Source organism: Halanaerobium sp. DL-01 (assembly GCF_003338615.1).
Classification (GTDB): Bacteria; Bacillota; Halanaerobiia; order Halanaerobiales; family Halanaerobiaceae; genus QPJE01.
This window is the reverse complement of the sequence record NZ_QPJN01000005.1, coordinates 1-26,704: the sequence shown is the minus strand read 5'-3', so window position 1 is coordinate 26,704 and position 26,704 is coordinate 1. Positions and strand designations below refer to the sequence as shown.

The following is a 26,704-nucleotide window of genomic DNA, read 5'->3' as shown; positions in this document are numbered from 1 at the left end:
ATTTTCGAATCAACAAAATTTAACCTTACTGTAATAAAAAAGTTCAAAGATATTTTGTTTTTGTATTATATTTTGCAAGCTGATGTAAATGTGATAAAATAATATAAGTAATTTAGTTTGAATTTTGCAATTAATTATATAACAGGATGTGGTTTGATTGTTTAAGAATAAAAAGATATATAAGATTTTTATCATGTCAATTTTTGCCTTAATACTTTTATTTGCTGCCGGCTGCAGTAATGCAGCAAAAGAGCAGACGACAGAAACCGGGAGCAAATTTCTGATGGATACTCTTGTTCAGATGAAAGTTACAGGTAAAAACGCCGAAAAAGTTTTAAATCTAAGTTTTGATAGAATTGAAGAATTAGAAAATTTAATGAGTAAAACCCTTAAAAAAAGTGAAATATATAAAATAAATCACAGCAGTGAACCTGTTGAAATATCTGATGATACAATTAAAGTACTTAATAAATCTATTCATTATGCGGAATTAACATCAGGAAGATTTGATCCCAGTATTGGTCCACTGGTAGAGTTGTGGGGTATTGGAACAGAAGATGCTAGAGTACCTACAGAAGAAGAAATTGCTGAAGCCAAAAAGCTTGTAAACTACAAAAATATTGAAATAGATAATAATAAAGTTTTTCTTAAACAAAAGGATATGCAGCTTGATTTGGGCGCTATTGCCAAAGGGTATGCAGCTGATGAAGTAAAAAGAATTGCTGAAGAAAATAATATAAAGAGTGCTTTTGTAAATCTGGGAGGGAATGTACTTGTAATTGGGCATAAAGCAGATGGTTCAAAGTGGAGAATTGGAATCCAGGATCCCCGTAAGAATAGAGGTAATATAATGGCAGTAATAAAAGCTGTTGATAAAACAATTGTTACTTCTGGAAATTATGAGAGATATTTTGAAAAAAATGGTAATATTTATCATCATATAATTGATCCAGCTACAGGTTATCCGGCTGACAGCGGTCTTTTGAGTGTAAGTATTATAAGTGAAAGTTCTTTTGATGCTGATGCGCTTTCAACAAGTGTTTTTATACTGGGATTGGAAAAAGGAATGGAATTTATAAAAGATCAAAAAAATGTAGAAGTACTATTTATTACCGAGGATCTGAAAGTTTATTTGTCTCCAGGTCTGAAGGGGAAAGTTGAAATAACAGGTGAAGAATTTGAGCTTATTGAGGGTGAATTAAGTGGAAATTAAAGATGAATATTATAAAAAAATTGTTAAAAAAATAAATGATAAAATTTACTCTGCTACCAGTACCCATCACCCAATAATTAGTGAAGCAGTTGATGATTTGGTCAAAGGAGGAGGGAAAAGACTGAGACCGGTAATGATGTTTATATCTGCAAGTTTTGGGGATTATGATAGGGAAAAACTGCTTGAACTTGGGGCAGGTCTTGAGCTGCTCCATATGGCATCTCTTATTCATGATGATATAATAGATGATGCAGATATAAGGAGAGGTAATAAAACAGCCCAGTCAAAATTCGGCAAAAATACGTCTGTATTGATAGGTGATTTTCTTCTTTCCAGAACTTTCAGTATTTTTTCTGCCCATTTGGATAATAAAATGCTGCAGAAATTGAACAAGATTGTCCGCCTCATCTGTGAAGGCGAAATTGAACAAGCAGAAAAAAAGTTTGATTTTAATATAAATACTAGAGATTATCTGAAAATAATTCGCCACAAAACAGCTTTGTTTTTTGGCTTTGCAACCCATTTAGGTGCATATGTCAGTGATATAAGAGGAATTAGACTTAACACACTTTATAAACTGGGGCTTGAGATCGGAATGGCATTTCAGATACAGGATGATATACTGGATTTTACAGGTAAAGAAAGTAAAACTGGGAAAGCTTTAGGAAGAGATTTAAAAGAAGGTGTAGTTACACTGCCGGTTATATGTTTATTAGAGAATAATAATTATCGAAAAAAATATGATAAATTAATTAATGGAGGTAGAATCAGAGAAAAAGAACTTGATCTCCTAATAAAAGATGTAAAAGAAAGTGATTCAATAGAAAAATCAAAAGAATTACTAAAGAAATTTATATATAGGGTAGAAAAGCATCTTGATAATCTCCCTGATAACAGGGCAAAAAAAAGAATGAAAAAAATTGTTGACTTTCAAATTGATAGAAACTACTAATGTAATAGAAACCCACTGATCGATTGTAGCAGCAGGAATTATGTTATTTCAGTTTTATTTTAGAATCCTTTCAAATATATTTTAAGGCTGTAGCTTTGGAATACAGTCTTTTTTATTTACTTTACTAAAAATACAATTTTTCAGCAAAGTAATGTAGTAATGAATTATGCATTAAAAAAGACCTTAATCTAAGGGAGGCAAGTAAAAAAATGTCTGAAGAAAAAAAGGGAAAAAATAATTTTTTAGAAAAGCCAACCAGTCGTAGAGAATTTTTAAAAAAGAGTGTAATAGGTGCTGCAGGTGCAGCTTTTTCAGTTTCATTTTTAAGTATGTTTACTGATTCTGCTGAAGCTGAGGTTTTGATTGTAGCTGATGGTATTGTAATATCTGATCCAGTTATATGTACAGGATGCCGTCGGTGTGAAACTAACTGCACAGCAATAAATGATAATAAAGCACATCCTTATATTTCCAGAGTTAAAGTTGGTCAAAATTATAATTATGGTCTTCAGGGTCCTGCCATGTATTACTGGACAAAAAATGGACAGATGGGTGATTTTACAATAATTGCAGAAACCTGCAGGCAGTGTGAATCTCCTCGCTGTGCAGCCGCATGTCCAATGGGGGCAATTACAGCTGATCCAGATACTGGTGCAAGAGTAATTAACACCAAAAAATGTGTTGGATGTGGAAACTGTGTGACTGCCTGTCCATACGATATTCCAACAATAGATCCTGAAATTAATAAATCTACCAAATGCAATCTTTGTGAAGGCGAACCTACCTGTGTAGCAGGATGTCCAACCGGTTCATTAAAGTTTGTATCATGGGATAAAGTAGAAAGAACATTAATAGAAAGAGAAAGAATTATCAAAGGTCAGGCAATTTATTAAGAATTCAAAGTTATATAGGGAGGTAAAGAAATATGCCAAAATATAAAGGCTGGGCTGGTAAAATATTAAGAGTTAATTTAACAAATGGTTCTGTAACTGCTGAAGATACAGCAGATTATATTGATTATATTGGTGGTATGGGTTTTGGATACAAAATTTTATGGGATGAAGTTCCTGCAGGAACCGATGCTTTTGACGAAGCAAATAAGATAGTAATTGGTGCAGGTCCTATTACAGGAACTGGTGTTCCGTGTACTGCAAGAACGAATATTACTTCGCTTTTACCTATGAACCCATATAATCTGGTCGGAGATGGTCATATGGGTGGACATTTTTCACCGGAAATGAAGTATGCAGGTTGGGATGCAATTATTATTGAAGGTAAATCAAATAAACCTGTCTGGTTGAGAATAGAAGATGATAAAGTAACAATAGAAGATGCGAGCAGAATGTGGGGACAAGGTATTTTTGATACAACAGCTCAAGTTGCCAGCATTATGGGTAAAGAAGCTCAGATAGCTGCAATTGGCCAGGCTGGAGAAAATCTGGTGCGATTATCAAATATAATGACAAATGGAAATCACTCTGCTGGTGGGCATGGTGCTGTTTTTGGTTCTAAAAAGTTAAAAGCTATTGGAATTATTGGTACCGGTTCTGTTAAATATGCGGCAGACACAAGAGAATGGATCAAGTTAAATGATCATGTTCTGTCAATTATCGGTGCAAATAATCAGCATGTTGTTCCTTCAACACCACAGCCGTGGGCAGAATATCACGATCCGAACAGCCGCTGGACAGCTCAGAAAGGTTTATACTGGGGTGCAGCAGATAAAGAAGTAGAAACAGGAATCTGTGAACCAAAAAATATAAATAAAATTGGATTTAGAACTATGAAAGCAATAAAAGATCTTGGTGAAATGGGTGAAGAACATACTGTAAGAATGGGTGGATGTCAGTCATGTCCTGTTCGCTGTCATTCGCATTTGGAAGTACCTGAATTAGAAAAGTATGGTAAGTCCCGTTATGTAGCTAACACATGTATGGGATATTCTAGTCACTGGTATATTCTAAAAAATGCTGATTTAACAGAAAAAGCAACTTTTATAACAAAAACCCTGGGAGCTCAGCTAGCAGACGATTATGGTCTTTGGTTTAATTATGGTCAGCTAGGAAGAGATCTCTGGTATGCTTATAATAAAGGTATTCTAAAAGATGTACTACCTGCTGATGAATATAATAGTATACCCTGGGATAAGTATGAAGCAGGTGATCCTGATTTTCTAGTTGATTTTTATAGGAGACTTGCTTATGCTGAAGGAGAATTAAGTCATATTTCTGATGGATCGGCAAGAGTTGCAAAAAGATGGGGATTTGAGGATGATTACTGGGATGATGTTTCAATGAAACAGTGGTCACCAGTAATGGGATACCCTCTACATCATGCTAATGAATCAAATGGACAGGTTGGGTCACTTATTAATTTAGTATTTAACCGTGATCCCATGTGTCATTCTCATCAAAACTTTATTCACAGTGGGCTGCCGATTAAATTGAACAAGGAAATTGCAGCAGAAGTATGGGGATCAGAAGCTGCACTGGATATACCTGCAAACTATACTCCTATGAATGAGTACAAAGCTAAATTTGCAAAATGGAGTCTTGTAAAAAATGCACTACATGATTCTATGACAGTCTGTAACTGGATGTTTCCAATGGTAACTTCACCTTTAAAAGAAAGAAATTATAGAGGCGATACTACTATTGAAGCACAGTACTTTAGCTTAACAACGGGTATGGATGTTTCAGAAGAGGAATTAGATGAAATGGGCGAAAGGATTATAACTCTTCACAGAGCATTGACTGTAAAGCAGATGGGTACAACTGATATGCGCAATGAACATGATCAGATCTGTAACTGGGTATTTGATATGGATCCAGATAAAAAAGCTTTTGATGCTGGAACCATTAAGATGGATAGAGATGATATGGAAAAAGCAAAAACGATGTTTTATAAAGAAATGGGTTGGGATGGAAAAACAGGTGCTCCAACTTATGAAACTCTAGAAAGACTTGGTATGAAAGAAGTTGCTGATGAACTTGATAGCATGGGATTAATTCCTGGCTAAAAGGTAATTAGTAATAAATAATTATAATATTTGGGCAGGTAAAAGTTTTATTAATCTTTTCCTGCCTGATAAGGTGTGATAAGATGAAAGAAAAGAAAGCTAATAATGAGGCTTTAGAAAAAATAGCTGAAATAACACGAAAAAATTCAAAAAAAGGCAAAATAACAATTTATGATGACTTTAGTAAAAAGCCGCTATCCTTATCAGAAGAAGAATCAAACAATATTCTAGAAGAAATTAAAACTGATGAAAATTATAATGATATTAGAGTTCTACGAGGTTCAGCAGGTGCATATCTTTTTTCAGATGATTCAATGACTATACAATATGCGAAAATAATAGCCCAGGTTGAAGATAAAGATATTTATAAATTAATAGCTGAGCGAGTTAGAGATGATTCTGAAACATATCCGCGTCCTACAAAAGCTTCAGTTTTTTTATATGAACCATATATGATTTCTAAAGAAGAGTTTGAAGAAGTTATGAATAATATTCGAGATAAAGAAGAATACAATGATATTAAAACATTAAATGCTTCAAATGGAGTGCCATATCTTTATTCTTCAAAATATCTGGAAGATGACCATGCAGTTGCTTTAACTGAATGGGTAGAAGTAATTAGAAAAGAAGTGCCGTAAATATTGGGAGGATAAATAGATGTCTTTAAAAGAGGGATTAAGTAAATTAAATATTTGTGAAGAAGTTCCTGTAGAGTTAAATGTTAATGAGAAAAAATTATTGACATTTATGTGTACTCCACAAAATTTGAATGAGCTGGCAGTAGGATATCTGTATAACAAAGGCTTGATTCAAGGGATAGATGATATTATGTCTCTTGCTGCCTGTGAAGATCTTAAAATTATAAATATTAAAAGCAGCAGAACAATTGCTGAAGCAGAATATAGTCTCAATAGTATTCTGGTAACTGGATGTGGTAGTAATAGTGGTTTTAAAGAAAACTTTTATAATCTAGAAAAAATAAATTCAGATTTAATGATTTCACTTGAAAATGTAAAAAAACTTACAATAGAAATGCTTAAAAAAGCAGTAATTTATAAAAAAACAGGTGGTGTCCACTGTTCAGCAATATCAGATCAGGATGAATTGTTAATTGTCAGAGAAGATGTTGGACGACATAATGCAGTAGATAAAGTTGTTGGTAGGGCTTTGTTTGAAGGAATAGAATTAGCAAAAAGTATTATTATTACAACAGGAAGAATTTCTTCAGATATGATATTAAAAGCTGTCAGCAGTAGAATTCCAATAATCATATCAAGGAGTATACCCAGCAGTCTGGCTCTAGAAATAGCAGAAGAAATCGGAATCACGATAATAGGTAGAGCTGTGTCTAAAAAACCTATAGTTTATACTCATGAAGATAGGATTTTAACTGATGAAAAAATTATGGTTTATCATAATTTTGTTTGAAAATATTAAGATATTCTAAATCAGGGTGGTGAATAATTATGTTTGGAAGATTAGGTCCGATGGAATTAGTTTTGATTTTAATTATTGCGCTTGTTGTATTTGGTCCATCTAAGCTGCCAGATGTTGGTGAAGCCTTTGGTAAGGCAATTCGTAAATTTAAAGATTCTGCAAATGAAGTGAAAAAAGAAGCTGATATTTCTGAAGAACTATCACTTGATGATGAGGATAAGAAATAAATTTTGAGAAATAGGGGATGAGAAAGTTGGAGGAGTTATTATTGTCACCAATTGAACACTTAACTGAATTAAGAAAAAGACTTATTATAATAGCAGTAGTTATTATTATTGGTGCTTCTGTAAGCTTTGCTTACATGGATGTTATCATTGAACTGCTGCTGGATCCAGTACAGGAACTAGATTTTATATATTTAACTCCACCAGAACTGTTTTTATCCTACATTAAAATTGCTTTAGTTGTAGGCGTTATTGTTACATCTCCAATTATTTTTTCGCAGTTTTGGATTTTTGTTAAACCTGGATTGAAGAAAAAAGAGAGAACATATCTTCTATTTTCTCTTTTTTCTGGTTTTTTTCTTTTTCTTTTAGGAGCTTATTTTGCCTATAGAATAATAATACCTTTGTCTATTAGATTTTTTGTCAAATTCTCAATGCCGAGTATGAATATTGAACCTAATTTTTCTTTTGGAAGCTATATAGGCTTTATAAGTTCAATTCTTCTTTCATTTGGTATTGTGTTTGAACTGCCAATACTGGTGACTTTATTGGCAAAGCTTAATTTGATTACAGCTGACACTTTGAGAAAATACCGCAAAGTTAGTATTCTAATTATCTTTGTTGGGAGTGCAGTATTTACTCCTCCAGATATTATTTCTCAGCTTCTTCTGGCTGGACCAATGATATTATTATTTGAAATAAGTATCTTGCTGGCTGCATTAGTAAATAAGAAAAAGAAATAAATATTAGTACTATAAAGAATAAAGTATCTGAATAATAAAAGTCATCTGGTTGTTTTACAGGGTGGCTTTTATTTTTAGTTAGGTTGTATTAATGTAAATTTTAACTTTATATGATAAAGTTTAAGCAGATTAAGCTTGATAAATTTAAATAATTATTGTAGAATATAAATAGTCTGTTTTATATCTTAAATAATGGGGTCATAGCTCAGCAGGATAGAGCAACAGATTCCTAATCTGTAGGCCGGAGGTTCGAATCCTCTTGACCCCACCATTTTTGTTTTTAATGTTTTATAATCATTGATGTTATAGCTATAACAGACTAAAAATCCAGGCGAAAAATATTATATATCTGAAGATTAATAGTTGAGTTATAGATGGTTTATTAACCTAATCTGTTGTTCAACTATTTTTATTTTTGTTCTTAAACTAAAATAAGATATAAAATTAGTATAAAAGTAAAATAGGTGGTTTGATGAGTTGCCGTTAGAAATTAAATAATTTAATAAAAAAGGAATATAGACTTAACAATGGGAGATGGTTTTTTTCTTTTTTTTAACTCTAAAAATAATTTCGGGAAGACTCTATTATATTTTTTGATTGACAAAAGAATAGATTAAAACCAATCAATTAAAAGGAGAGATTGTAATATGAACAGGATCAACCTTAATGAAAAGTTCAATTTAATTAAAAAGCACTGGGATCCTAAAATTATTGGTGAAGTAAATAATATGCATGTAAAAATTGCTAAAGTTAAAGGAGAATTTGACTGGCATATGCATAAAAATGAAGATGAAATGTTTCAGGTTATTAAAGGAGAGCTTTTATTAAAGTTTAGAGATGGTGAACAGCTGCTTAAAGAAGGCGAAATTATAATTGTGCCAAAGGGTATAGAACATAAACCTGTGGCTGAAAAGGAAGCACAAATTTTAATGATAGAAAAGAAGGGTACTTTAAATACAGGTAATGTTGAGACGGAAAAAACTGTTGATGATCCTGAATGGATATAATTTGACGAATCATGGAGCAAATTGGCATCTTGCTGCTTTGTATACCATTTAGTTTGGCCAGAGAAGCGATAAAACTAATAAAAAGAGAAAATAGCAGATTAATAATTACTTAAAATCACCGATAATATAGACAGGGAGAATATCTAACGTTTTAAAGATGTTTTTTTATTAATGAGAATGATACAGCTTATAAAAGAAAAAGGATATATTGCTTTGAATATAACAGGCTAATTAAGATAGGTTCTGAGTTTTTAAAATTGGAAAAAGAAAATAATAAAAGATAAATGGTAAAAATATGTGGTAGGAGGCTAATAGTGGATAATAAATTTTTTTATCAGAAATTATCCCTTAGTGACGAAATTAAAAGAAGCTGGCAGGAAACAGCAGATTTAATTGCTGTAGAAGAAAAAGCAGCGGCTGTAATAATTGTCAGGTTTAAAGATGAGCATTTAAATTTAGCTGCAGCTTCTGGTTCTGATATAGATGATTTAATTGGGGATCAGTCAGCTCTTAAAATTAATGACTGGCAGTATAAGTTAATTTTAGACAGCGAAAATTTTACTGTTTACAGTTCATTAAAAAATAATATGTGGAAAAATTCAATTCCTTTTCAAAAAGGTTTTGACTCCTGTGCAGGGTATTCAATTAGATGGCCTAATGAAAGTATCTTTGGTTTTTTATACATTTTTCATAAAAAGAAAAAGAATTATTCCAATAATGACAAAAAAAGAATATTAAAATATAGAGAATTGATAGAAACACAGCTTAAACTTATGGTAGAAAAAATTAAGGTTAAAAAGTATGAAGAAGAGAAAAACACAATTCTCTCCGTTACCCAAAAAATTGATAAAAAGTATAAATCAGTTTTTAATAATATTACTCAGGGACTGAGTATAAATGAGGTTATCTTTAGAGATCAAACCCCGTCAGATTATGTTGTGAGAAATTATAATCCCGCCTATAAGAATCTGCTGGGGCTGAAAGATATAAATAAAATAATGGGTAAAACTGGATCTGAAATTTATCAGAAAGATGAGCCATCATTACTGGAATTATACAAAGAAGCAGTATATGAAGAAAGGAATATTAAATTCGATCATTATTTCGGCAGGCTGGATAAATATTTCGAAATAACACTAACTGTACTGGAAAAGGGTAAATTTATAACTATTTTTAGAGATATTACTAAAGCCAGAAAAAATAATCTAAAACTGCAGGCAGCCAATGAACAGCTTACAGCATATAATCAGGAAATTCTACGAATGAACAATGAATTAGATCAATCAATTAATGAATTGAATGAAATGAACCGCCGCTTTATAACTATGATCAAAACAATTTCTGGTTTAAAAGATAGTGTTGAAATGAGTGAAGACAAATTTTATTCAGATCTTTTAAAAAATGCCCTAATAGTAGTTCCAGAAGCCGACTATGGAAAAATATATGTAATAGAAGATGATAGGTGTAGACTTATAGATGCTGTAGGACATGATATCGAAATAATAAAAAATATAAGATTTGATAAAAAATTGCTTTTTCACTATGATAGTAAGGAAGTTTTTATTACAGATGATTATTCGTTAGATGTTGATAAAATTCCGAATAATATGAAAATAAAAATTTTAAATGCTTTAAAACCTATTAAAAGTTCTTTATATATAAATATATTGGCTGAACAGAGAATAGTTGGCAGGATAGCGCTGGATATTGCTGCTAAAAGTGAAAAAGAATTTTCTAAAACAACTCAGAAAACACTTCAATCTTTTGCAACTTTAGCTTCGTCCTTTTTTGCTTTTAAAAAATATGACAGCCTTCAGGATAGATTTACAAAAGAGCTTATTTCCTCAATTATCAAAATATTGGAAATGTATGATTTTTATACAAAAGGTCATTCCGAAAATGTTGCCAATCTTTCTTTACAGATTGCAGAGGAGATGGGATATTCTAAAAAAACAGTCTGGGATGCTTACTGGGCTGGTATGGTGCACGATATAGGGAAACTTTTGATTCCACTGGAGATATTGAATAAAAAAAGTAAACTTACAGATGAAGAATATGATTTAATAAAAAAACATCCAATCTGGGGCAGCAAAGCTCTAGCCAATTCGGAGTCACTAAGGAATATTGCAGAATATATACTTTATCATCACGAAAAATGGAATGGCAGAGGTTATCCGGAAGGATTAAAGAAAGATGAAATACCTGTAATATCTCAGATTATTGCTGTAGCAGATGCATGGGATGCTATGACTTCTAAAAGATCATATCGGGACTCACTGACACAAAAAGAAGCTTTTTTAGAGATAAAGAGAAATAAAGGCAGACAATTTTCTCCAAAAGCTGTAGATGCATTTATGAGAATAATTCAGGCAGGCAAGTTAAAAAAAGGTGAGCAGATATATCAGAATTAAGTTTAAATAATAATTCTGCTTACCAGAGAATAGAGCTATTTTGAACAGATGTTTAAAGAAACATGTAATTAAATTTTGATTTGAGATAACAAATTTGATTTTGATATTGTGTAGGACAACAAGTATTTTGTTATTAAAAAGCCACCAACTGGTGGTATTTTTTTGTTGAATAGGGAGGAGAATATTGTCTTTTGTTGAATAATTATTATTGGAACATCTTAAATATAATTTTATATTTAAGATTATTCAACAATCAGGTAAAAAAATTAGGAGGGTAAATTTTATGAAAAAAGTTATTACTGTAGTTTTAGTACTTTCACTGCTGATTTTTAGTGGATCGGTTATGGCACAGGATTATCTAAGCCAGGGCCAGTGGGAAATAAAGGCTGGAATCGACTCAAGTGGAGAACTAGAGGACTGGGATATTGACCGAGGATTTTCTATTGCAGGTGAATACAAGTTCCCTTATACCAGCAGATGGACACTTGGTGGAGGTCTGGCATATCAGCTGGATCGCGAAGTTGATGAATCAGGTCAGGATGGAGAAATTGGATTTGTTCCATTTTATGGACTGGCACAGTATGATATTGCTAATAATCCATATTACTTAGTTGGTCATTTGGGATTCAACAGCTTCAGAACAGATAGCACTTTTGAACATGAAAATGATGTAGATGATACCAGTGGTGGCCTCTACTATGCACTGGGTGCAGGTATGGAATTTGGCGAAAGATATACTGCTGAAATGATTTATTCAGTTAACAGTGGAGAAATTGAGTATAATAATGGTGAGGATGAAGATGTGGAATATGATAAGTTCACCCTTTCTATTGGAATGAAGTTTTAATTAAAGTTAAAAACTGCTTTTTAAAGTAATTTGATCCCTATTAGGGTAGATAGATTTAATATTAAAATCTATTTACCTGACAGGGAGTTTTTATTTTTTTACAGTTTAAAAATGTTGATATCATAAAAGATATGGAGGTGATCAAGCTGAAGCAATGGATAAGAAATTTAATATGTGATTATATAAAAAATTATGAGCAGAGAGATGATATTAAAACAGAATGGAAAGAAGCTGTGGTTGGATTTGCAGATGCTGATGATAAACTTTTTTTAAAATTAAAAAAAGCTGTGTCCCCTACTCATGCAGCCCCAGGTGATTTTTTAAAACATGCCAGAACTGTTATATGTTTTTTTATTCCTTTTGCTGATTGGGTGTCAGAATCGAATGTAAAAGGGAAATATAGCTCCAGAGAATGGGCCAGAGCCTATGTGGAGACTAATGCTCTGATTGACGATATGAACCGACATATTAAAAAAGAATTAGAAAAAATGAATTTTCAGGCTGCCCTCATCCCTGCAACACATAATTTTGATGAAGAGAATTTAAAAAGTGACTGGTCTCACCGCCATGCTGCTTATATTGCAGGTGTTGGCACCTTCGGAATTAACAATATGCTGATAACAGAAAAAGGGTGCTGTGGAAGAGTGGGCAGTTTAATTACTAACTTAGAAATGGAAGCAACAAAGCGCGGTAATAAAGAAAATTGTTTAAATAAGGCAGGTGGAAGCTGTTCAGTCTGTGCTGAAAGATGTGTAAATAATTCTCTTTCTGTAGATTTTTTTGATAGACATAAATGCTACAGTTTACTGCTGGAAAACGATGATCTTTATTCAGAAATGGGTCTAACAGATGCCTGTGGAAAATGCTGTGTTGCTCTTCCCTGTTCTTTTGTAAACCCAAACTCTGATTGATGTATAGCTTTTGAAGCCGAAAAGGAATTTTACAAAATCATGCAGAAAAATTTATAAACAGCTGATAACTAAGAAAAATTTTCAAAAAGATAAACTTAATTTATAGAGGGAGTGTATATTCTGGTAGGCGGGAGATATTAGGCCGCATGTTATTGATGCTTTAAAAAAACTTGTTGGAAAGATAAAAAACGAATGTGTAAATGAAGTTGAAAAAAAATAGATATTCAGCATTTACCTTACAATCTGCTTAATATTTTTTTGTATCAGCAACTGCTTCTTCTTTATGTTATAAATATTTAGAAACAATAATCTGCCATCCGCCCAGAGTAGAACTATTTCTTCCCTCCAGATCTCCTTATCTCCTGTATCTGTCCCATAGGTGGCCCACATAATATTCAAAATATTAAATATTTTGAAGTGTAAGCAGAAAAAAGATGTTTCAACTTTTTGCATTTTAATAAATGGATAATAGATATAAGACATAATATATAATATAATAGTATATGAAAGCAGAGGTGAACAGATGTGAAGACATATTTAACGATTATTTTAGTAATTATCTTTCTTATTGTTAGTTTTTCTGTTCTGGCAGGATCATTTGAAGAAGAAATTCTTAAAAAATTATTTATCTTTCAGAAAAGTCAGCTCAGATATCTTTTTTCCAAATCATTTCTGCAGCAGGTATCATTTGAAGAAATTGTATCTGTGATAGATCAGTACAGTACAAAATTGGGTGATATCAAATCTATAGAAAAAAATGAAGATGGATATTTATTAATTTTTGAAAAAGGTAGTGTTCCCGCACGAATAGAAATAAATGAAGCCAATATGATTAGCAGCCTATGGTTTGGAAATTATAGTCTTGTTAATGATAGTTTATCAGATATTGTAGAAAAATTTAGAAATTTATCAGGTGATGTTTCAATTTCAGTAATAAAAAATAATTCTGAAAAAATAATTACTTATAATGATCAGCAGAAGATGGCAGTTGGCTCTGCTTTTAAACTTCATATATTAAAAGTACTGTATCAAGAAATTGCTAATACTGAAAAAAACTGGCATGATATAATAGAGCTTAATGAAAAAAACAGATCATTGCCTTTTGGAATTATACAGAATTGGCCGGAAGGGACACCGGTTACATTAAAAACTCTTAGTATTTTAATGATTTCTCAGAATGATAATACAGCGTCAGATCATCTGTTTGATTATCTGGGTCATAAAAAGTTAGAAGCTGAATTCTCTGAAGAAAACATTCCTTTTTTAAAAACAAGAGAATTATTTATTTTAAAATTTTCTGACAAAAAAGAGATAAGAGAGCAGTATCTGAATTCATCAGTGGAGGAGAAAAGAAAAATTTTAAAAGAAATCTCTTCCGAAAAACTGAAAAATGTTGAAATTGGAGATAAGCCTGTTTCAATTGATAAGCTGGAGTGGTTTTTAAGTACGGAAGAGCTTGCCAGAATTATTTTTGAATTAAAGGATGCAGAAGAAATAAAGATTAATTCCGGGCTTGTACAGAAAAAAAATTACTATCTGGCAGGCTATAAAAATGGATTGGAACCAGGTGTTTTAAATTTTACTTATATTTTACAAAAAACGCCGGAAAGTGAGATTTATACAATTTCTGTAACTGTAAACAATAAAAATAGAAATATCAATAAAGAAAAAGTGGTCCAGCTAGTAAGCCAACTTATTGATTCAGTCGTAAAAAATCAATAGTTTTAATTTGGTCTAAAACTACTGGTAGAATTATTTGCAATAGCAAAATAATGCTTTATTTTTTAAAAAATAAAATTATATATAAATTTGGAAAAGGAGCTGGATTAATTATGAAAAAAATCAACAAAAATTTATTTATTATTTTTACTTTTATTTTAATTTCTTTTATAATAATATCGGCAGTTCAGGCTGAAAATGCTGATAGTGATCTATTTATTCCTGAAGTAGATTATAAATATTATAGTTTGGACAATGGATTAGAATTATTTGTATTTGAAGACCATAAAGTTCCGATTGTAAATTTTTCGATATATTATGATGTTGGTTCAATCGATGAGAAAAAAGGTTTAACCGGTATTTCACATCTGCTGGAACATCTTATGTTTTTAGGAACAGACACCTTAAACAAAGGCCAGATATCGGAAATGATAAAAGATGTTGGGGGTTCAGAAAATGCTTCAACTGCTCACTGGAGAACAAAATATTATGAAACACTTCCTTCATCCAACCTCGAATTGGCTGTTGCTATTGAAGCTGATAGAATGAGAAATCTTAATATTTCTGAAAAAGAATTTCAGCGGGAAAAAGAAGTTGTAATTCAGGAGAGAAGGATGTATATAGAAAATGATGCTTTTAGTTCAGCAGTCGAAGAAATTAATGCTGCTGCATTTAAAAATACTCCATTAGAACACGGAATAATCGGTTGGAAAGAAGATTTAGAACAGATTACACTGGATGATATATATAATTATTACGAAAATTATTATGTACCAAGCAATGCTGTTATATCTATAAGTGGTGATGTAACAGGAGAAAAAGCTTATCAGCTGGTAAAAAAATATTTTGGTGATTATGAGTCCAAAAAAGTTAAAAAAGCTAAATTTAAATTTCCAGAGCAAAAAGAGGAAAAAGTGGTTAAGATTAGGAAAGTAACAAGAGTACCCTATATAGTAATGTTTTATAAACTGCCGTCTGGCGATAATCCAGATATGGAAGCAGTAGATTTTCTGCATAATATATTGATCAACAATTCTACATCTAGAATAATAGAAGAACTTAAACAGAAGCAGAATATATTGCTTGACGCTAATGCTTATAGGACGTCATTATCTGTCCCGAATTTTTCTAGAATTGTTTTAATTCCTAATTCAGAAATAAATATAGAAAAGGTAGTACAGGGTTTTGAAAAAGAACTGCAGAAAATAATAGAAAATGGTGTTTCCGAAGAAGAGATAAAAATTATGAAAAAAGGAATGACTAAAAATCTTATTTTAGCACAGAAGAATATAAGTAATTTTTCGGATATGATTATTGGAGATTACATTAAATACGGCAGACCAGAATTTTACAGAGAAAAAATAGAGAGAATTAACAGTGTAACTGAAGCAGATATAATAGATGCCGCTAAAAAATATTTTAATAAAAGCAGTCGGACAATAGGTTATATTATGCCCAAAAAATAAAATCTGACAGCAGTTTAAGTTAAAAGTAAAAACTTGTATTTGAGATCAGCAGCTGATATTTATTCAAGATTATTTTTGTTAATAATTAAATTTTAATAAGGGTGATAAAAATGAGAAAAAAGCTGTTTGTAATTCTGATTATTACTTCTCTTTTAATAACTTTTACAATCCATACCTCTGCAGAAGTTGATTTTACACAGGAGCTTTACAGCAAATTATCGGAAAACACCAATCCTATTCCATATTTAGATATTCCTAATTATAATTCTGCTGTTTTCCATAATGGGCTTAAAATCTATCTTTTAGAAGACCACAGCCTGCCATATATTGATATCAAAGGTTATATAAAGGGTGGAAGAATTTTAGAGAATGAAGATAATGCAGGTATAACAGATTTTATGACTGCAGTAATGAATACAGGAACACAAAATTATGGAGAAAAAGAGCTGAACAGGTTTAAAGAATTAAATGCTGTTGATCTAAATTTGTCCAGTTCTGATCATTATATATCATTTAGCGGAAATGCATTAACTTCAGAAAAAAATAAATTAATATTTCTTTTAAAGGAGATTTTATTAAGGCCCAATTTTGCAGCAGAATACCGCAGCCGACTCTTAGCTGAAAGAGAGCGTAATATACAGCAGTCCAAAACCAGACAAAATAGCCTTTTAGAAATGTATTTTTTTAAAAATATTTACTTAGGACATCCATATTCTTATGCACATGATTTGGATCTGCTGCTTGATAATTTAGATTATTATACCCCAGAGAACTTAAAAAAATATTATGATAAAACAGTTAGACCTAATAAGACAATTATGATTTTATATGGTGATTTTGACAGCAAAAAAATGCTGAAAAAACTACATAAAGAATTTAGCAGCTGGAAAAACAGCAGTGAATTCTGGAAACAGCCTACAGTAACTGCAGAAGAGAGTAATTATGGAAAAGTTATTTTGATAAACAAAGAAGATGCAACACAGGCTAAAATCAAAATGGGATATAATCTTGATATTAGATATTTTAAAGACAGAATAGCTTTTACACTCGGAAATGAAATATTTGGAGGAGGAGATTTAACTTCCAGACTCTCCAAAAATTTGCGTGCGGAAAAAGGATTAGTTTACAATATTTATTCAAAATATGTAGATAAAAAAGCTGGCGGATATTATATTTTAAATACATCTGTAAAGCCAGAAAAAACCTATCTGGCCGTGGAATCCATAAATAAAGAAATAGAAAAGATTATTCAGGGAAAAGAGCAAATAACAGAAGATGATATTTTTGAGATAGTTAACAGAAGAAATGTTTTTTTTCCCAAAAGCTACCGCAGAAAAGAAGATTTGCTTCAGTCAGTGATTTTTAATATTGAATTTAAAGAAAGAGATAAAAATTATATAAATAAATTTATTCAGGCATATAATATTTTGTCTGCTGAAGACGTAAACAAATATTTTGAGAAATATATCTATCCAGGTAGATTTTTGACAGTTATTGTTGGGAAAAAGGAAGATATTCTGCCTCAATTTGAAGAAAATAGTATTTCTGTAGAGGTTATAGAAATTGATTAAATTAGAGGTCGCTCGGCCAGTGCTGTAGCAAAAATTAGAAAGTAGGTGTTATTTTAGCTGTGGAGAAAGATTTTAGATTCAATATAGAAGAGGCAGCAGGAGCAGTAGGTGATTTTGGTACTTTAATCCCTATTATTTTTGGTGTGGCAGCAGTTACTAAAATAAATATTGCGCCTGTACTGTTCTTTTTTGGTATAAGCTATATATTAACAGGCATATATTACAAGCTGCCGATGCCGGTAGAACCAATGAAGGCAATTGGAGCAATTGCAATAAGTGGAGCCCTAACTGCAGGTGAAATTGCTGGTGCAGGTATAATGACAGGTATTATTTTTTTAATAGTTGCTCTGACTGATGGTATGAAATTTATAAAAAGATATGTTCCACACTGGTTAATTAGAGGTATACAGTTTGGTCTGGCGCTGACACTCTCTAAAACCGCACTAAATTTTATTGCTGATGATTTATTAATTGGTCTAATTTCAGCTTTTATCATAATATTGTTCTACTTTCTACCAATATCTGATATATCTTCACTGATAGTTTTTGTCCTTGGTCTTGGAGTGGGCATATATAATTATGGTTTTCCGGAAACCACAGCATTTAATCTTCCTGTTTTAACATTGCCTGCTGGAGTAGAACTGTGGTCAGGGTTTATTAAAGGAACATTAGCTCAACTGCCTTTAACTCTAGGTAATGCAGTACTGGCAACATCTCTTCTGATAAAAGATTTGCTGGATAGAAATGTGTCTGAGAGAAAAATAGTGGGAAGTATTGGTCTGATGTCCTTAATTTCATCTGCTTTTGGTGGATTTCCAATGTGTCATGGGGCAGGTGGACTGGCTGCACAGTACCGTTTTGGGGCCAGAACTGGAGGATCAAATATTATATCAGGTGTTATTATATTAACTGCTGCTTTTTTCTTTGCTTCTCAAGAATTAGTTAATATCATTCCTTTTGGAGTTTTGGGTGCTCTTTTAGTTTTTTCAGCTTTGCAGCTTTTAAACAGTGCGGTTAAAACAGAAAGCAAATTGTATACAGGTATTACAGGTATAATAGCTTTTTTTGCTGGGATGACGGCTGCTTTTCTGATAATGATGACATTCAGCCTAATAAAAAAGTTTTTGATCAGCAGAGGATAATAAATACTTTCCTCTTTTTTGCAATCTTAAGGATAATTTTGGGGAAACTCCTCGAGAAAGATAACTTGACAGATGTGGTAAAATTAAATATAATAAATATAATGTAAATAAAATCTAACAACTATGATGGGGAGAAGTAAGTCTTTAAGCATTTTAAGAGAGCCGGGTAAGCTGGGAACTGGTAATTGCTGCTGACTGAAATACACCCTTGAGTTTCTGAATTGAAAACAGTAGATTCAGACGTGTTCCGACGTTATTTGGTGAGGAAGTTAACTGCTTCCAAAAGAGTGAATCTAATTTTATTAGGTTAATTCAGGTGGTACCGCGATATTATCGTCCTGTTAAAAGGGCGATTTTGTTTTTTTGGGGGTGATAAAAGTAGGAATCTGTTTGTAAATTCAGTTGCTTTGTTCCAAGTAGGCTAAAGTTTAATTTAATTAGAGCAAACAGCAGGATGGTAAAAAATAGTAATCAAGGAATATTTAATAAACTAAAAATATTAAAGGAGAGTGTAGTATGGTAGCTAACGGAAGTCAAAATCAAATTAAATTTTATTCTGAAGAAGATGTTCCTTTAGAAATGCATAAAGTCAGGATTGTACAGAAATTAAATCTCCCGCCAATCGAAAAAAGGCTGGAGGCAATTATAGAAGCAGGAAATAATACTTTTTTATTAAATAATAGAGATGTTTTTTTGGATATGCTCACAGATAGTGGAGTTAATGCCATGAGTGACAGACAGCAGGCAGCAATGATGATGGCAGATGACAGTTATGCAGGATCTGAAACATTTACCAGATTAGAAAAAACTTTAAATGGTATTTTTGGCAAAGAATTTTTTCTCCCCACACATCAGGGAAGAGCATGTGAAAATATTATATCTGTTACTATGGTAGAAGAAGGATCTGTTGTACCAATGAATTACCACTTTACTACCACTAAGGCACATATTGTAGCAAATGGTGGTAAGGTTGAAGAAGTTTACATAGATGAAGCGTTAAATATTGAAAGCAGCCATCCATTTAAAGGAAATATGGATCTGGAGAAATTAAAAAATTTGATTAAAGAGCATGGGTCGGAAAATATTCCTTTTGTACGTATAGAGGCAGGAACAAACCTTATCGGTGGTCAGCCAGTTTCTCTGTCAAACATGAGAGAGGTTAGAGAATTATGCAATCAGGAAAATATAAAAATTGTTTTTGATGCAAGTCTGCTGGCAGATAACCTCTACTTTATAAAAACAAGAGAAGAAAAATGTAGAGATATGAGTATAGCGGAAATAACACAAGAAATAGCAGATTTAATGGATATTATTTACTTTTCAGCTCGTAAGCTGGGCAATGCACGTGGTGGTGGAATATGTACCAGTGATAGGGATATCTTTCTTAAAATGAGAGAACTGCTGCCTCTTTATGAAGGCTTTTCAACCTATGGTGGCATGTCAGTAAGAGAGATGGAAGCAATTGCAGTTGGGTTGGAAGAGACAATGGATGAAAACATGGTTAATCAGGGACCACAATTTATAAAGTTTATGGCAGAAGAATTGAAAAAGAATGATGTGCCTGTAGTTACACCCCCTGGAGGACTGGGCTGTCATATAGATGCTATGCAGTTTGTTGACCATATACCTCAGACAGAATATCCGGCAGGAGCACTGGTAGCCGCTGTTTATCTCATTAGTGGGGTTAGAGGTATGGAGAGGGGTACAATGTCAGAGCAGAGAGATGAAGATGGTAATGAAACTTTATCCAATATGGAGCTGCTCCGTCTGGCTCTGCCCAGAAGAGTATTTACCCTCTCTCAGGTTAAATATGCTGCTGACAGAATAAGTTGGCTTTATAAAAACCGCAAATTGATAGGTGGATTAGAATTTACTGAAGAACCTGAAGTGCTGAGATTTTTCTTCGGCAAATTAAAGACCACTTCAAACTGGCAGCAAAAACTGGTGGGAAAATTTAGAGAAGATTTTGGAGATAGTCTTTAAAATTTAATATATTTATAGAGAGGGCAGTTTTAGTTTTTTGCCCTCTTTTTTTATCTGAATTTTATTTAAAATTAGGAAAATTTCTGCAACTCAAGAACAAACTCAAATAAAAAATAAATGTTATGATTTGAAATCAGAACGAAATCTGCCATTGGGAAATTTGAAATATTTCGGGAAACCAATTTTTTTGAAGCAGAAATCAAATTTATTGATCTAATCCTAAAAATTTTCAATTTAACCTGTTAATGCAATTTAAGTGATGATATAATAATTTAAAATGGTCATTTTAAATTATGTATCGATAATTGGAGGATTATTAATGCTTAAAAAGGAGAATGAAGCAGGGAAGAATTTTAACTGGAAAGTGCTGATAATTATTACACTGGCTACAATGACTGGTGGACTTTATAGAAATGGTATCATGACTCTTTTTCCATTTATTCAGGCAGAATATGGTCTGGGTAAAGCTCAATTAGGATTATATTCTACTTTTATCTACATAAGTTCGGTGTCAGTTTCGATTTTTTCTGGCTGGATAGCTGACAAATGGGGAACTAAAAAATCTATGATAGCAGGGCTCAGCTGTATGGGAGTTTTTATATTTTTGCATTCATATTCTATCAATTTTGTGATGATGCTCCTTCTGGCATCAGCAACAGGACTTGGATTGAGTATTATTCTGCCGACAGGAACAAAAGGTGTTGCAGAATGGATTTCAAAAGAAAACAGATCTACTGCAGTTGGAATTATAACTTTGGGACTTTCTTTAGGAGGAGTTATTGCCGCAAGCATTTTACCCTGGACTGCATCTGCAGCAGGATGGAAAGCAGCGGTTATTTTGCTGTCTTTTACTTATTTTGTTGTTTCACTAATCTTTTTCATTTTCTATAAAAATAAAAAATCAGCAGATTCTGAAGGGAAAGATGGTGAAAAAAAAGATAAAAATAAAAAACCGGCTATTTCTGTACAGCTTAAGATACTTTTTAAAGATAAATATCTGCTGGCTCTTTGTTTTTTGGGAATTATGTTCGGAGTCGCATCAGGAATAACTGCTACTCATTTTACTCTTTATCTTTACTCAGATTTTGGTTTTTCTGAAGTTGCTGCTGGATTTGGTTTTATGGTTTTTCAGCTGGGAAGTATGGCAGGTAGACCTGGCTGGGGAATATTAAATGACAGGTTTTTGGGAGGTAATGATAAGACTGGATTTAATCTGCTTGCAGTTTTAATAATTTTAACAGCAGCTGTACTATCATTTCTCAGCAAATTAGATCCTCATATCTCTATATTATTATTTATTGCTTTTGTTCTCGGAAGTGTAGGAAGAGGTTGGAATGGTCTGTATTTTTCTGCTGTGTCCAAACAGCTGGGAGACGAAAATACAGGTATAGGTGTGGGACTTTCACTACTTTTTGTACGTTTTGGAATAATAATTGGGCCACCGATTTTTGGTCTTATTGCAGATAAAACAGGTTCATACAGTTTAAGCTGGTTAATTATGGCTGTTTATACTGTTATAGCACTTTTTACAAGTAATATACTTCTATCTAAATCCGAAAAGTCAGCTGTAAAATACTAAACAGAAAATCATCAGTAATAATTAAATTAATATCAGATCAGTTTTTGTAGAAATAATAATTTCAATATTTTATGGTTTGAGGTAGCAATTTATAAACAAAAAAAGAAAGGATTCAAAATGTGGTCAGGGGGATTGGGAAGGACATTTTTGGACTTTTATAAATTTAAGCTCCCGGGAAATAAATAATTAAGCTGTCAAACAAGATTTCCAGGGAGCTTTTTAGTTAAAGTTTATTTTTTAACTTCCGAAATAATATTTATTTTTTTTCAGATAAAAGTTCTCCTCCAACACCAATATTCTCCAGGTTATTTTCTTTGATCATTACAACAAATGACTTTTTGGGAATATTTGTAACTTTGCTGGCAGTATCAGTGAAATTTTTTACAAGTTCTTTTTTCTGTTCTTTGCTGAGTTTAGGTCCGTCAAAAACAATATGTGGCATAAATGATCCCTCCTTATAATTTTATCTAAACTTATTATATCTCATAAAATATAAAAAATCAAAACTGAATATCTAAGGAGTTTCCCCAAAATTTATTTTCAAGCTGCAAAAAGGGGGCTTTAGTCATCAACGAAATTTTTAGATTTATCTAAAACTCAATTCGGGTGTGAAATAGGGCACACTAATCAATGAGTCCTCCTGACTCATGATTAGCTCACTCCATCCTGCAGTTCAACCCTATTTCTTCCTTCATTTCGTTAAGATTCATTGACTAAAAATTTCAATATTCCTGCATCTCCCCTTTTTGCAGCAGTATATAAAAAATGGGGAAAGTCTATTGAATATCTATACTATCAGAAGATTATCAGCCTAAAATTAATAAAAAAATTGAATACAGAAATAAATCACACCAGTTTATTGATTAATATTACTATTTAAAAGGAGTAGTTGAAATTGATGAAATTCAGGAATCTATCTATAAAAAATAAAATTTTATTTGGTATAGGGCTCAGCTTTTTAGCAGCAATGATTTTTTTAATGGCAGCAGTATTCTATCAATTTGAAAATCTATCCAGCAGTAATGAGGCAGTATTGGAAGAAAAACTATTGGAACAGCTCTATAATAAATATCAAAATCTTGTAAGAACAAGGGCAATTGTTTTTGCTGAAATTTATAAGAATAATGATAATTTAACAGATGAAGAAAAAGAGAATTTGATTGCAGATATAAACAGAAATGCCGATCTGGAAAACAATTATTTTTATATATACAGTCTGGAAGGAAAAACGATTTCTCTACCTCCAACACCGGAACTCGAAGGTCAGAACAGGATGGGGTATAGTATAAAAAACAGATATCTGATAAAAGAGATGTTAGAAGTAGTAAAAAAGGGTGGAGGTCAGGTAACATATCCTTATATAAATCCACAGACAGGTAATATAGAAACAAAATATGGTTATGTAGAGCCGATAGCTGGCACAGACCTTTTTGTTGGTTCAGGTGGTTATGAAACAGAATTCAATGAAATTGTTGGGAGTTCAATAAAAAAAATAAACGAAGTCAGAAATAAGACACTTTATCTTTCACTGGTAATTTTTGCAGCTGTAACACTGATTATGTTTTTTATAATTTTGGATATTTCCAGTTATTTCAACAAACAAGTTAACCGACTTATTTCTGCATTTAAAGAAGTGGAAAAAGGCAGGTTGGATTTAAATTTAACCTATGAGAGCAGGGATGAATTTGGCAGACTTACCAGAGGTTTTAACACTATGCTGAATAAAATAAATAATTTAACCTATAATGATCCTCTGACCGGACTGCCGAATATGAATTTTCTACAGATGAATCTACGTGATGCACTTGAAAACAATAAAAATTCCAGTAAAAACCTTTATTTATTCACTCTTATAACAGATAATTTAAATCTCATTAACAGCAATTATGGGTTTCAAAAAGGAAATAAGCTTTTAAAAGAAATATATCAGAGGCTTAATAAGGAACTGGACAATAAAACAATTATAGCCCGCAAAAATGATGAATTTATCTTTTATTTTACTTCTAGAAGCGGCAGAGAAAAAATGCTGTCTTTTGCTTCAGAAATTTTAAAAAATCTTTCTTTTCCATATGAAATAGATGAAGTACTTATATATATAAAACCTAAAATTGGAATAGCAAAAGCAGCTGTTCCAGATGAAAACTGCAGCAGCCTATTAAAAAAATCCAGAATTGCTGTCCATTTTGCCGAGGATAAAAGTAAGATAGCTTTTTATAATAGAAAAATGGATGGGAAACTTTCCGGCAGAATGAATCTGGAAAATAAGCTTCGCTATGCAATCAAAGAAGAGCAGTTTGAACTTTACTATCAACCACAGGTTGACGGCAGAAAAAATAGAATTATTGGTGTAGAAGAACTTATTCGCTGGAAACATCCGGAAAGCGGACTCATCTCACCGGGGGATTTTATTCCATTAGCAGAAGATACAGGTATGATTTTGGAACTAGGAGATTGGATATTAAACGAATCTATCAAACAGCTTAAAATTTGGAATGAGAAAGGATATAATGATTTAAAGATGTCTGTAAATATTGCTCCTCAGCAGTTTCAGGAAGATGATTTTATAGAAAAAATAAAATCAATCTTAAATGATTATGATGTAAATCCAGCATTTCTGGAATTAGAAATTACTGAGAGAACAGCTATTAGAGATGTGGAATATACAATAGATGTTTTAAACAGGCTTAAAAAATTGGGAGTATCAATAGCTATAGATGATTTTGGTACAGGATATTCTTCACTGGAATATTTGAACCGCTTTGCAATAGATAAGTTAAAGATAGATAAATCTTTTCTGCATAAGAGAGATAACTTTAATATTGTAAAAACAATAATAATGATGGGCCAGACACTTGATCTGGAAGTTGTGGCAGAGGGGGTAGAAACAGAAGAAGAACTTGACTTTTTGGCGGCAAACGGATGTTATCTATATCAGGGTTATTATTTTGCCAGACCTGCACCAGCTGAAATGATTGAAAATAATTTTTTGAAGAACAGGAGCTTAAATAATGAACTTTAAGATAAAACATTTTAATCAACTTAATACAGATATTTTATACAGAATCCTGAAAGCGAGAATAGATGTATTTGTAGTAGAACAAAACTGTCCTTATGCAGAATGTGATAACAAAGATCAGCAGTCCTATCACCTCTATTATGAAGAGAATGAGGAGATAGCTGCTTATTTAAGAATATTACCGGCCGGACTTTCTTACAGTGAACCTTCAATCGGCAGGGTGCTTGTGGCAGAAAAATTTAGAAGGAAGAGGTATGCGGAAAAGATGATGAAAACTGCTGCAGCTTTTATTAAAGAAAAATTTGCAGCAGATTCGATCCGTATTTCGGCCCAGAAATATTTAAATGATTTTTATCAGAGTCTGGGTTATAAAAATGTTTCTGAAGTTTATCTGGAAGACGGTATACCCCATATTGAAATGCTGCTTGAATTTTAAATAATAATCTTAAAATAAAGAGGGAAGATTAGAAAGGAGAAAAAATGGCTGTTAAAGAAGTTTTAAAACTGGGTAATCCAATATTAAGGGAAGAATCTGAACCGATAAAAAAATTTGATAAAGATCTGGAAGAAATTGTTGAAGACTTAAAAGATACATTAATTAATCTGCAGCAGGAGAAGAAAACCGGCAGAGCACTTGCCGCTCCACAGATAGCTTATTTAAAAAAAGTAGTTTATGCCAGTGTGCCTGATGAAGAGATAATAATGATCAATCCAGAGATAAACTGGAAAAGCAGCGAAATGTTTTATGTCTGGGACAGCTGTTTCAGTATGGATATAGCTTTTTTTGTAAAGATTTTGCGGCATAAAAAAATTAGAGTAAATTATATAACTCCAGAAGGAGAAAATATAGAGCGAGAATTTACAGATGATATGGCTGAACTTTTTCAGCATGAGATAGATCATTTATATGGAATAATGGCAGCAGACCATCTTAAAGATAATAAAAATATCATAATGAGAAGTGAATACGAAAAAAAATACAGCAGTTAATAACTCTGATGCATTTCCCCCAAAAGATACATGCCGGGGATTAATAAAAATGCCGCCAACTCCACGGGCAATGACATTGGCATAAGCAGCACCTGCAATACCATAAACAGGAGTTTCCCCAAAATTTATTTTCAAGCTGCAAAAAGGGGGCTTTAGTCATCAACGAAATTTTTAGATTTATCTAAAACTCAATTCGGGTGTGAAATAGGGCACACTAATCAATGAGTCCTCCTGACTCATGATTAGCTCACTCCATCCTGCAGTTCAACCCTATTTCTTCCTTCATTTCGTTAAGATTCATTGACTAAAAATTTCAATATTCCTGCATCTCCCCTTTTTGCAGCAGTATATAAAAAATGGGGAAAGTCTATACCATAAAATAGAGTTTCCCCATTTTTTATTTAGAAACAAATCAAAAGTTATCAACAGGCAAATTTGTGGATAATTCTCCTTCAAAACTGATGAGAATTAGTT

General features: G+C 32.2%; 22 protein-coding genes, 1 tRNA gene, 1 pseudogene and 1 other annotated feature. Of the genes and pseudogenes, 23 read left to right on the top strand and 1 reads right to left on the bottom strand.

Annotated features, from left to right (window positions below; translation table 11 throughout):
* Positions 1–157 precede the first annotated feature (157 nt).
* The 20 genes and pseudogenes from DER71_RS02850 (at position 158) to DER71_RS02755 (ending at position 22,224) form a co-directional block, all read left to right on the top strand.
* Entirely contained in the window at positions 158–1,213 is a 1,056-nt protein-coding gene (locus DER71_RS02850) for an FAD:protein FMN transferase (protein WP_233487072.1), read from the top strand.
* Entirely contained in the window at positions 1,203–2,165 is a 963-nt protein-coding gene (locus DER71_RS02845; protein ID WP_114458992.1) for a polyprenyl synthetase family protein, read from the top strand. Before DER71_RS02850 ends, DER71_RS02845 begins: the two co-directional genes overlap by 11 nt.
* Positions 2,166–2,374: 209 nt before the next feature.
* Complete coding sequence (locus DER71_RS02840) at positions 2,375–3,058, top strand: 4Fe-4S dicluster domain-containing protein (protein WP_114458966.1); 684 nt, start codon at positions 2,375–2,377, stop codon at positions 3,056–3,058.
* A gap of 32 nt (positions 3,059–3,090) precedes the next feature.
* Positions 3,091–5,184, top strand: coding sequence for an aldehyde ferredoxin oxidoreductase (locus DER71_RS02835; protein WP_114458965.1), 2,094 nt, complete (start codon positions 3,091–3,093; stop codon positions 5,182–5,184).
* 83 nt (positions 5,185–5,267) lie between these two features.
* Positions 5,268–5,822 (top strand): hypothetical protein, encoded by a 555-nt coding sequence (locus tag DER71_RS02830; RefSeq protein ID WP_114458964.1) that lies wholly within the window; start codon positions 5,268–5,270, stop codon positions 5,820–5,822.
* A 19-nt stretch (positions 5,823–5,841) separates the two neighbouring features.
* Positions 5,842–6,612, top strand: coding sequence for a formate dehydrogenase accessory sulfurtransferase FdhD (gene fdhD, locus DER71_RS02825; protein WP_114458963.1), 771 nt, complete (start codon positions 5,842–5,844; stop codon positions 6,610–6,612).
* A 38-nt stretch (positions 6,613–6,650) separates the two neighbouring features.
* Entirely contained in the window at positions 6,651–6,848 is a 198-nt protein-coding gene (locus DER71_RS02820; protein WP_114458962.1) for a twin-arginine translocase TatA/TatE family subunit, read from the top strand.
* A 41-nt stretch (positions 6,849–6,889) separates the two neighbouring features.
* Entirely contained in the window at positions 6,890–7,588 is a 699-nt protein-coding gene (gene tatC, locus DER71_RS02815; protein ID WP_199505622.1) for a twin-arginine translocase subunit TatC, read from the top strand.
* A 194-nt stretch (positions 7,589–7,782) separates the two neighbouring features.
* Positions 7,783–7,859, top strand: a tRNA-Arg gene (locus DER71_RS02810).
* Between the two features lie 376 nt (positions 7,860–8,235).
* Entirely contained in the window at positions 8,236–8,595 is a 360-nt protein-coding gene (locus tag DER71_RS02805) for a cupin domain-containing protein (protein WP_114458960.1), read from the top strand.
* Between the two features lie 314 nt (positions 8,596–8,909).
* Positions 8,910–11,006 (top strand): HD-GYP domain-containing protein, encoded by a 2,097-nt coding sequence (locus DER71_RS02800; RefSeq protein ID WP_158531770.1) that lies wholly within the window; start codon positions 8,910–8,912, stop codon positions 11,004–11,006.
* A 283-nt stretch (positions 11,007–11,289) separates the two neighbouring features.
* Entirely contained in the window at positions 11,290–11,853 is a 564-nt protein-coding gene (locus tag DER71_RS02795) for an outer membrane beta-barrel protein (RefSeq protein WP_114458958.1), read from the top strand.
* A 137-nt stretch (positions 11,854–11,990) separates the two neighbouring features.
* A complete protein-coding gene (locus DER71_RS02790) occupies positions 11,991–12,764 on the top strand; it encodes an epoxyqueuosine reductase (protein ID WP_233487064.1) in 774 nt (257 codons plus the stop codon).
* A gap of 111 nt (positions 12,765–12,875) precedes the next feature.
* Positions 12,876–12,984 (top strand): annotated as a pseudogene (locus DER71_RS12460) (molybdopterin biosynthesis protein); the annotation flags it as partial.
* 305 nt (positions 12,985–13,289) lie between these two features.
* Positions 13,290–14,486, top strand: a complete 1,197-nt coding sequence (locus tag DER71_RS02780; RefSeq protein WP_114474267.1) for a serine hydrolase — start codon at positions 13,290–13,292, stop codon at positions 14,484–14,486.
* Positions 14,487–14,596: 110 nt separating this feature from the next.
* A complete protein-coding gene (locus DER71_RS02775; RefSeq protein WP_158531724.1) occupies positions 14,597–15,949 on the top strand; it encodes a pitrilysin family protein in 1,353 nt (450 codons plus the stop codon).
* Between the two features lie 110 nt (positions 15,950–16,059).
* Positions 16,060–17,520, top strand: coding sequence for a pitrilysin family protein (locus DER71_RS02770; protein WP_114458031.1), 1,461 nt, complete (start codon positions 16,060–16,062; stop codon positions 17,518–17,520).
* Positions 17,521–17,579: 59 nt separating this feature from the next.
* Positions 17,580–18,662 carry a putative sulfate/molybdate transporter gene (locus DER71_RS02765; protein WP_114458032.1) on the top strand — a complete coding sequence of 361 codons (1,083 nt, stop codon included), beginning with the start codon at positions 17,580–17,582 and terminating at the stop codon, positions 18,660–18,662.
* A gap of 114 nt (positions 18,663–18,776) precedes the next feature.
* Positions 18,777–19,006: a binding site (T-box leader), on the top strand.
* 172 nt (positions 19,007–19,178) lie between these two features.
* Positions 19,179–20,645: a tryptophanase gene (locus DER71_RS02760; protein ID WP_114458033.1), complete on the top strand. Its 1,467-nt coding sequence runs from the start codon at positions 19,179–19,181 to the stop codon at positions 20,643–20,645.
* Positions 20,646–20,964: 319 nt separating this feature from the next.
* Complete coding sequence (locus tag DER71_RS02755) at positions 20,965–22,224, top strand: MFS transporter (protein WP_158531725.1); 1,260 nt, start codon at positions 20,965–20,967, stop codon at positions 22,222–22,224.
* Positions 22,225–22,480: 256 nt separating this feature from the next.
* Here the strand turns inward: DER71_RS02755 and dmpI are convergent, their stop codons facing one another.
* A complete protein-coding gene (gene dmpI, locus DER71_RS02750; protein ID WP_114458035.1) occupies positions 22,481–22,666 on the bottom strand; it encodes a 4-oxalocrotonate tautomerase DmpI in 186 nt (61 codons plus the stop codon).
* 456 nt (positions 22,667–23,122) lie between these two features.
* Between dmpI and DER71_RS02745 the strand changes: the two genes are divergently transcribed.
* From DER71_RS02745 to def, 3 genes are read left to right on the top strand one after another with little or no spacing between them, the layout of a single operon-like run.
* A complete protein-coding gene (locus DER71_RS02745) occupies positions 23,123–25,243 on the top strand; it encodes an EAL domain-containing protein (RefSeq protein WP_233487009.1) in 2,121 nt (706 codons plus the stop codon).
* On the top strand, positions 25,233–25,676 hold the full coding sequence (locus DER71_RS02740) for a GNAT family N-acetyltransferase (protein ID WP_114458037.1): 444 nt from the start codon (positions 25,233–25,235) through the stop codon (positions 25,674–25,676). The genes DER71_RS02745 and DER71_RS02740 overlap by 11 nt, the downstream gene beginning before the upstream one ends.
* 44 nt (positions 25,677–25,720) lie before the next feature.
* Positions 25,721–26,230, top strand: coding sequence for a peptide deformylase (gene def, locus DER71_RS02735; protein WP_114458038.1), 510 nt, complete (start codon positions 25,721–25,723; stop codon positions 26,228–26,230).
* Positions 26,231–26,704: the final 474 nt, after the last annotated feature.

What these genes read in the sequence shown, in the direction of transcription:
- DER71_RS02840 (WP_114458966.1), top strand. Translation starts at nt 2,375, where the DNA reads ATGTCTGAAGAAAAAAAGGGAAAAAATAATTTTTTAGAAAAGCCAACC.
- DER71_RS02835 (WP_114458965.1), top strand. Translation starts at nt 3,091, where the DNA reads ATGCCAAAATATAAAGGCTGGGCTGGTAAAATATTAAGAGTTAATTTA.
- DER71_RS02830 (WP_114458964.1), top strand. Translation starts at nt 5,268, where the DNA reads ATGAAAGAAAAGAAAGCTAATAATGAGGCTTTAGAAAAAATAGCTGAA.
- fdhD (WP_114458963.1), top strand. Translation starts at nt 5,842, where the DNA reads ATGTCTTTAAAAGAGGGATTAAGTAAATTAAATATTTGTGAAGAAGTT.
- DER71_RS02820 (WP_114458962.1), top strand. Translation starts at nt 6,651, where the DNA reads ATGTTTGGAAGATTAGGTCCGATGGAATTAGTTTTGATTTTAATTATT.
- DER71_RS02805 (WP_114458960.1), top strand. Translation starts at nt 8,236, where the DNA reads ATGAACAGGATCAACCTTAATGAAAAGTTCAATTTAATTAAAAAGCAC.
- DER71_RS02795 (WP_114458958.1), top strand. Translation starts at nt 11,290, where the DNA reads ATGAAAAAAGTTATTACTGTAGTTTTAGTACTTTCACTGCTGATTTTT.
- DER71_RS02775 (WP_158531724.1), top strand. Translation starts at nt 14,597, where the DNA reads ATGAAAAAAATCAACAAAAATTTATTTATTATTTTTACTTTTATTTTA.
- DER71_RS02770 (WP_114458031.1), top strand. Translation starts at nt 16,060, where the DNA reads ATGAGAAAAAAGCTGTTTGTAATTCTGATTATTACTTCTCTTTTAATA.
- DER71_RS02760 (WP_114458033.1), top strand. Translation starts at nt 19,179, where the DNA reads ATGGTAGCTAACGGAAGTCAAAATCAAATTAAATTTTATTCTGAAGAA.
- DER71_RS02755 (WP_158531725.1), top strand. Translation starts at nt 20,965, where the DNA reads ATGCTTAAAAAGGAGAATGAAGCAGGGAAGAATTTTAACTGGAAAGTG.
- dmpI (WP_114458035.1), bottom strand. Translation starts at nt 22,666, where the DNA reads ATGCCACATATTGTTTTTGACGGACCTAAACTCAGCAAAGAACAGAAA.
- DER71_RS02745 (WP_233487009.1), top strand. Translation starts at nt 23,123, where the DNA reads ATGAAATTCAGGAATCTATCTATAAAAAATAAAATTTTATTTGGTATA.
- DER71_RS02740 (WP_114458037.1), top strand. Translation starts at nt 25,233, where the DNA reads ATGAACTTTAAGATAAAACATTTTAATCAACTTAATACAGATATTTTA.
- def (WP_114458038.1), top strand. Translation starts at nt 25,721, where the DNA reads ATGGCTGTTAAAGAAGTTTTAAAACTGGGTAATCCAATATTAAGGGAA.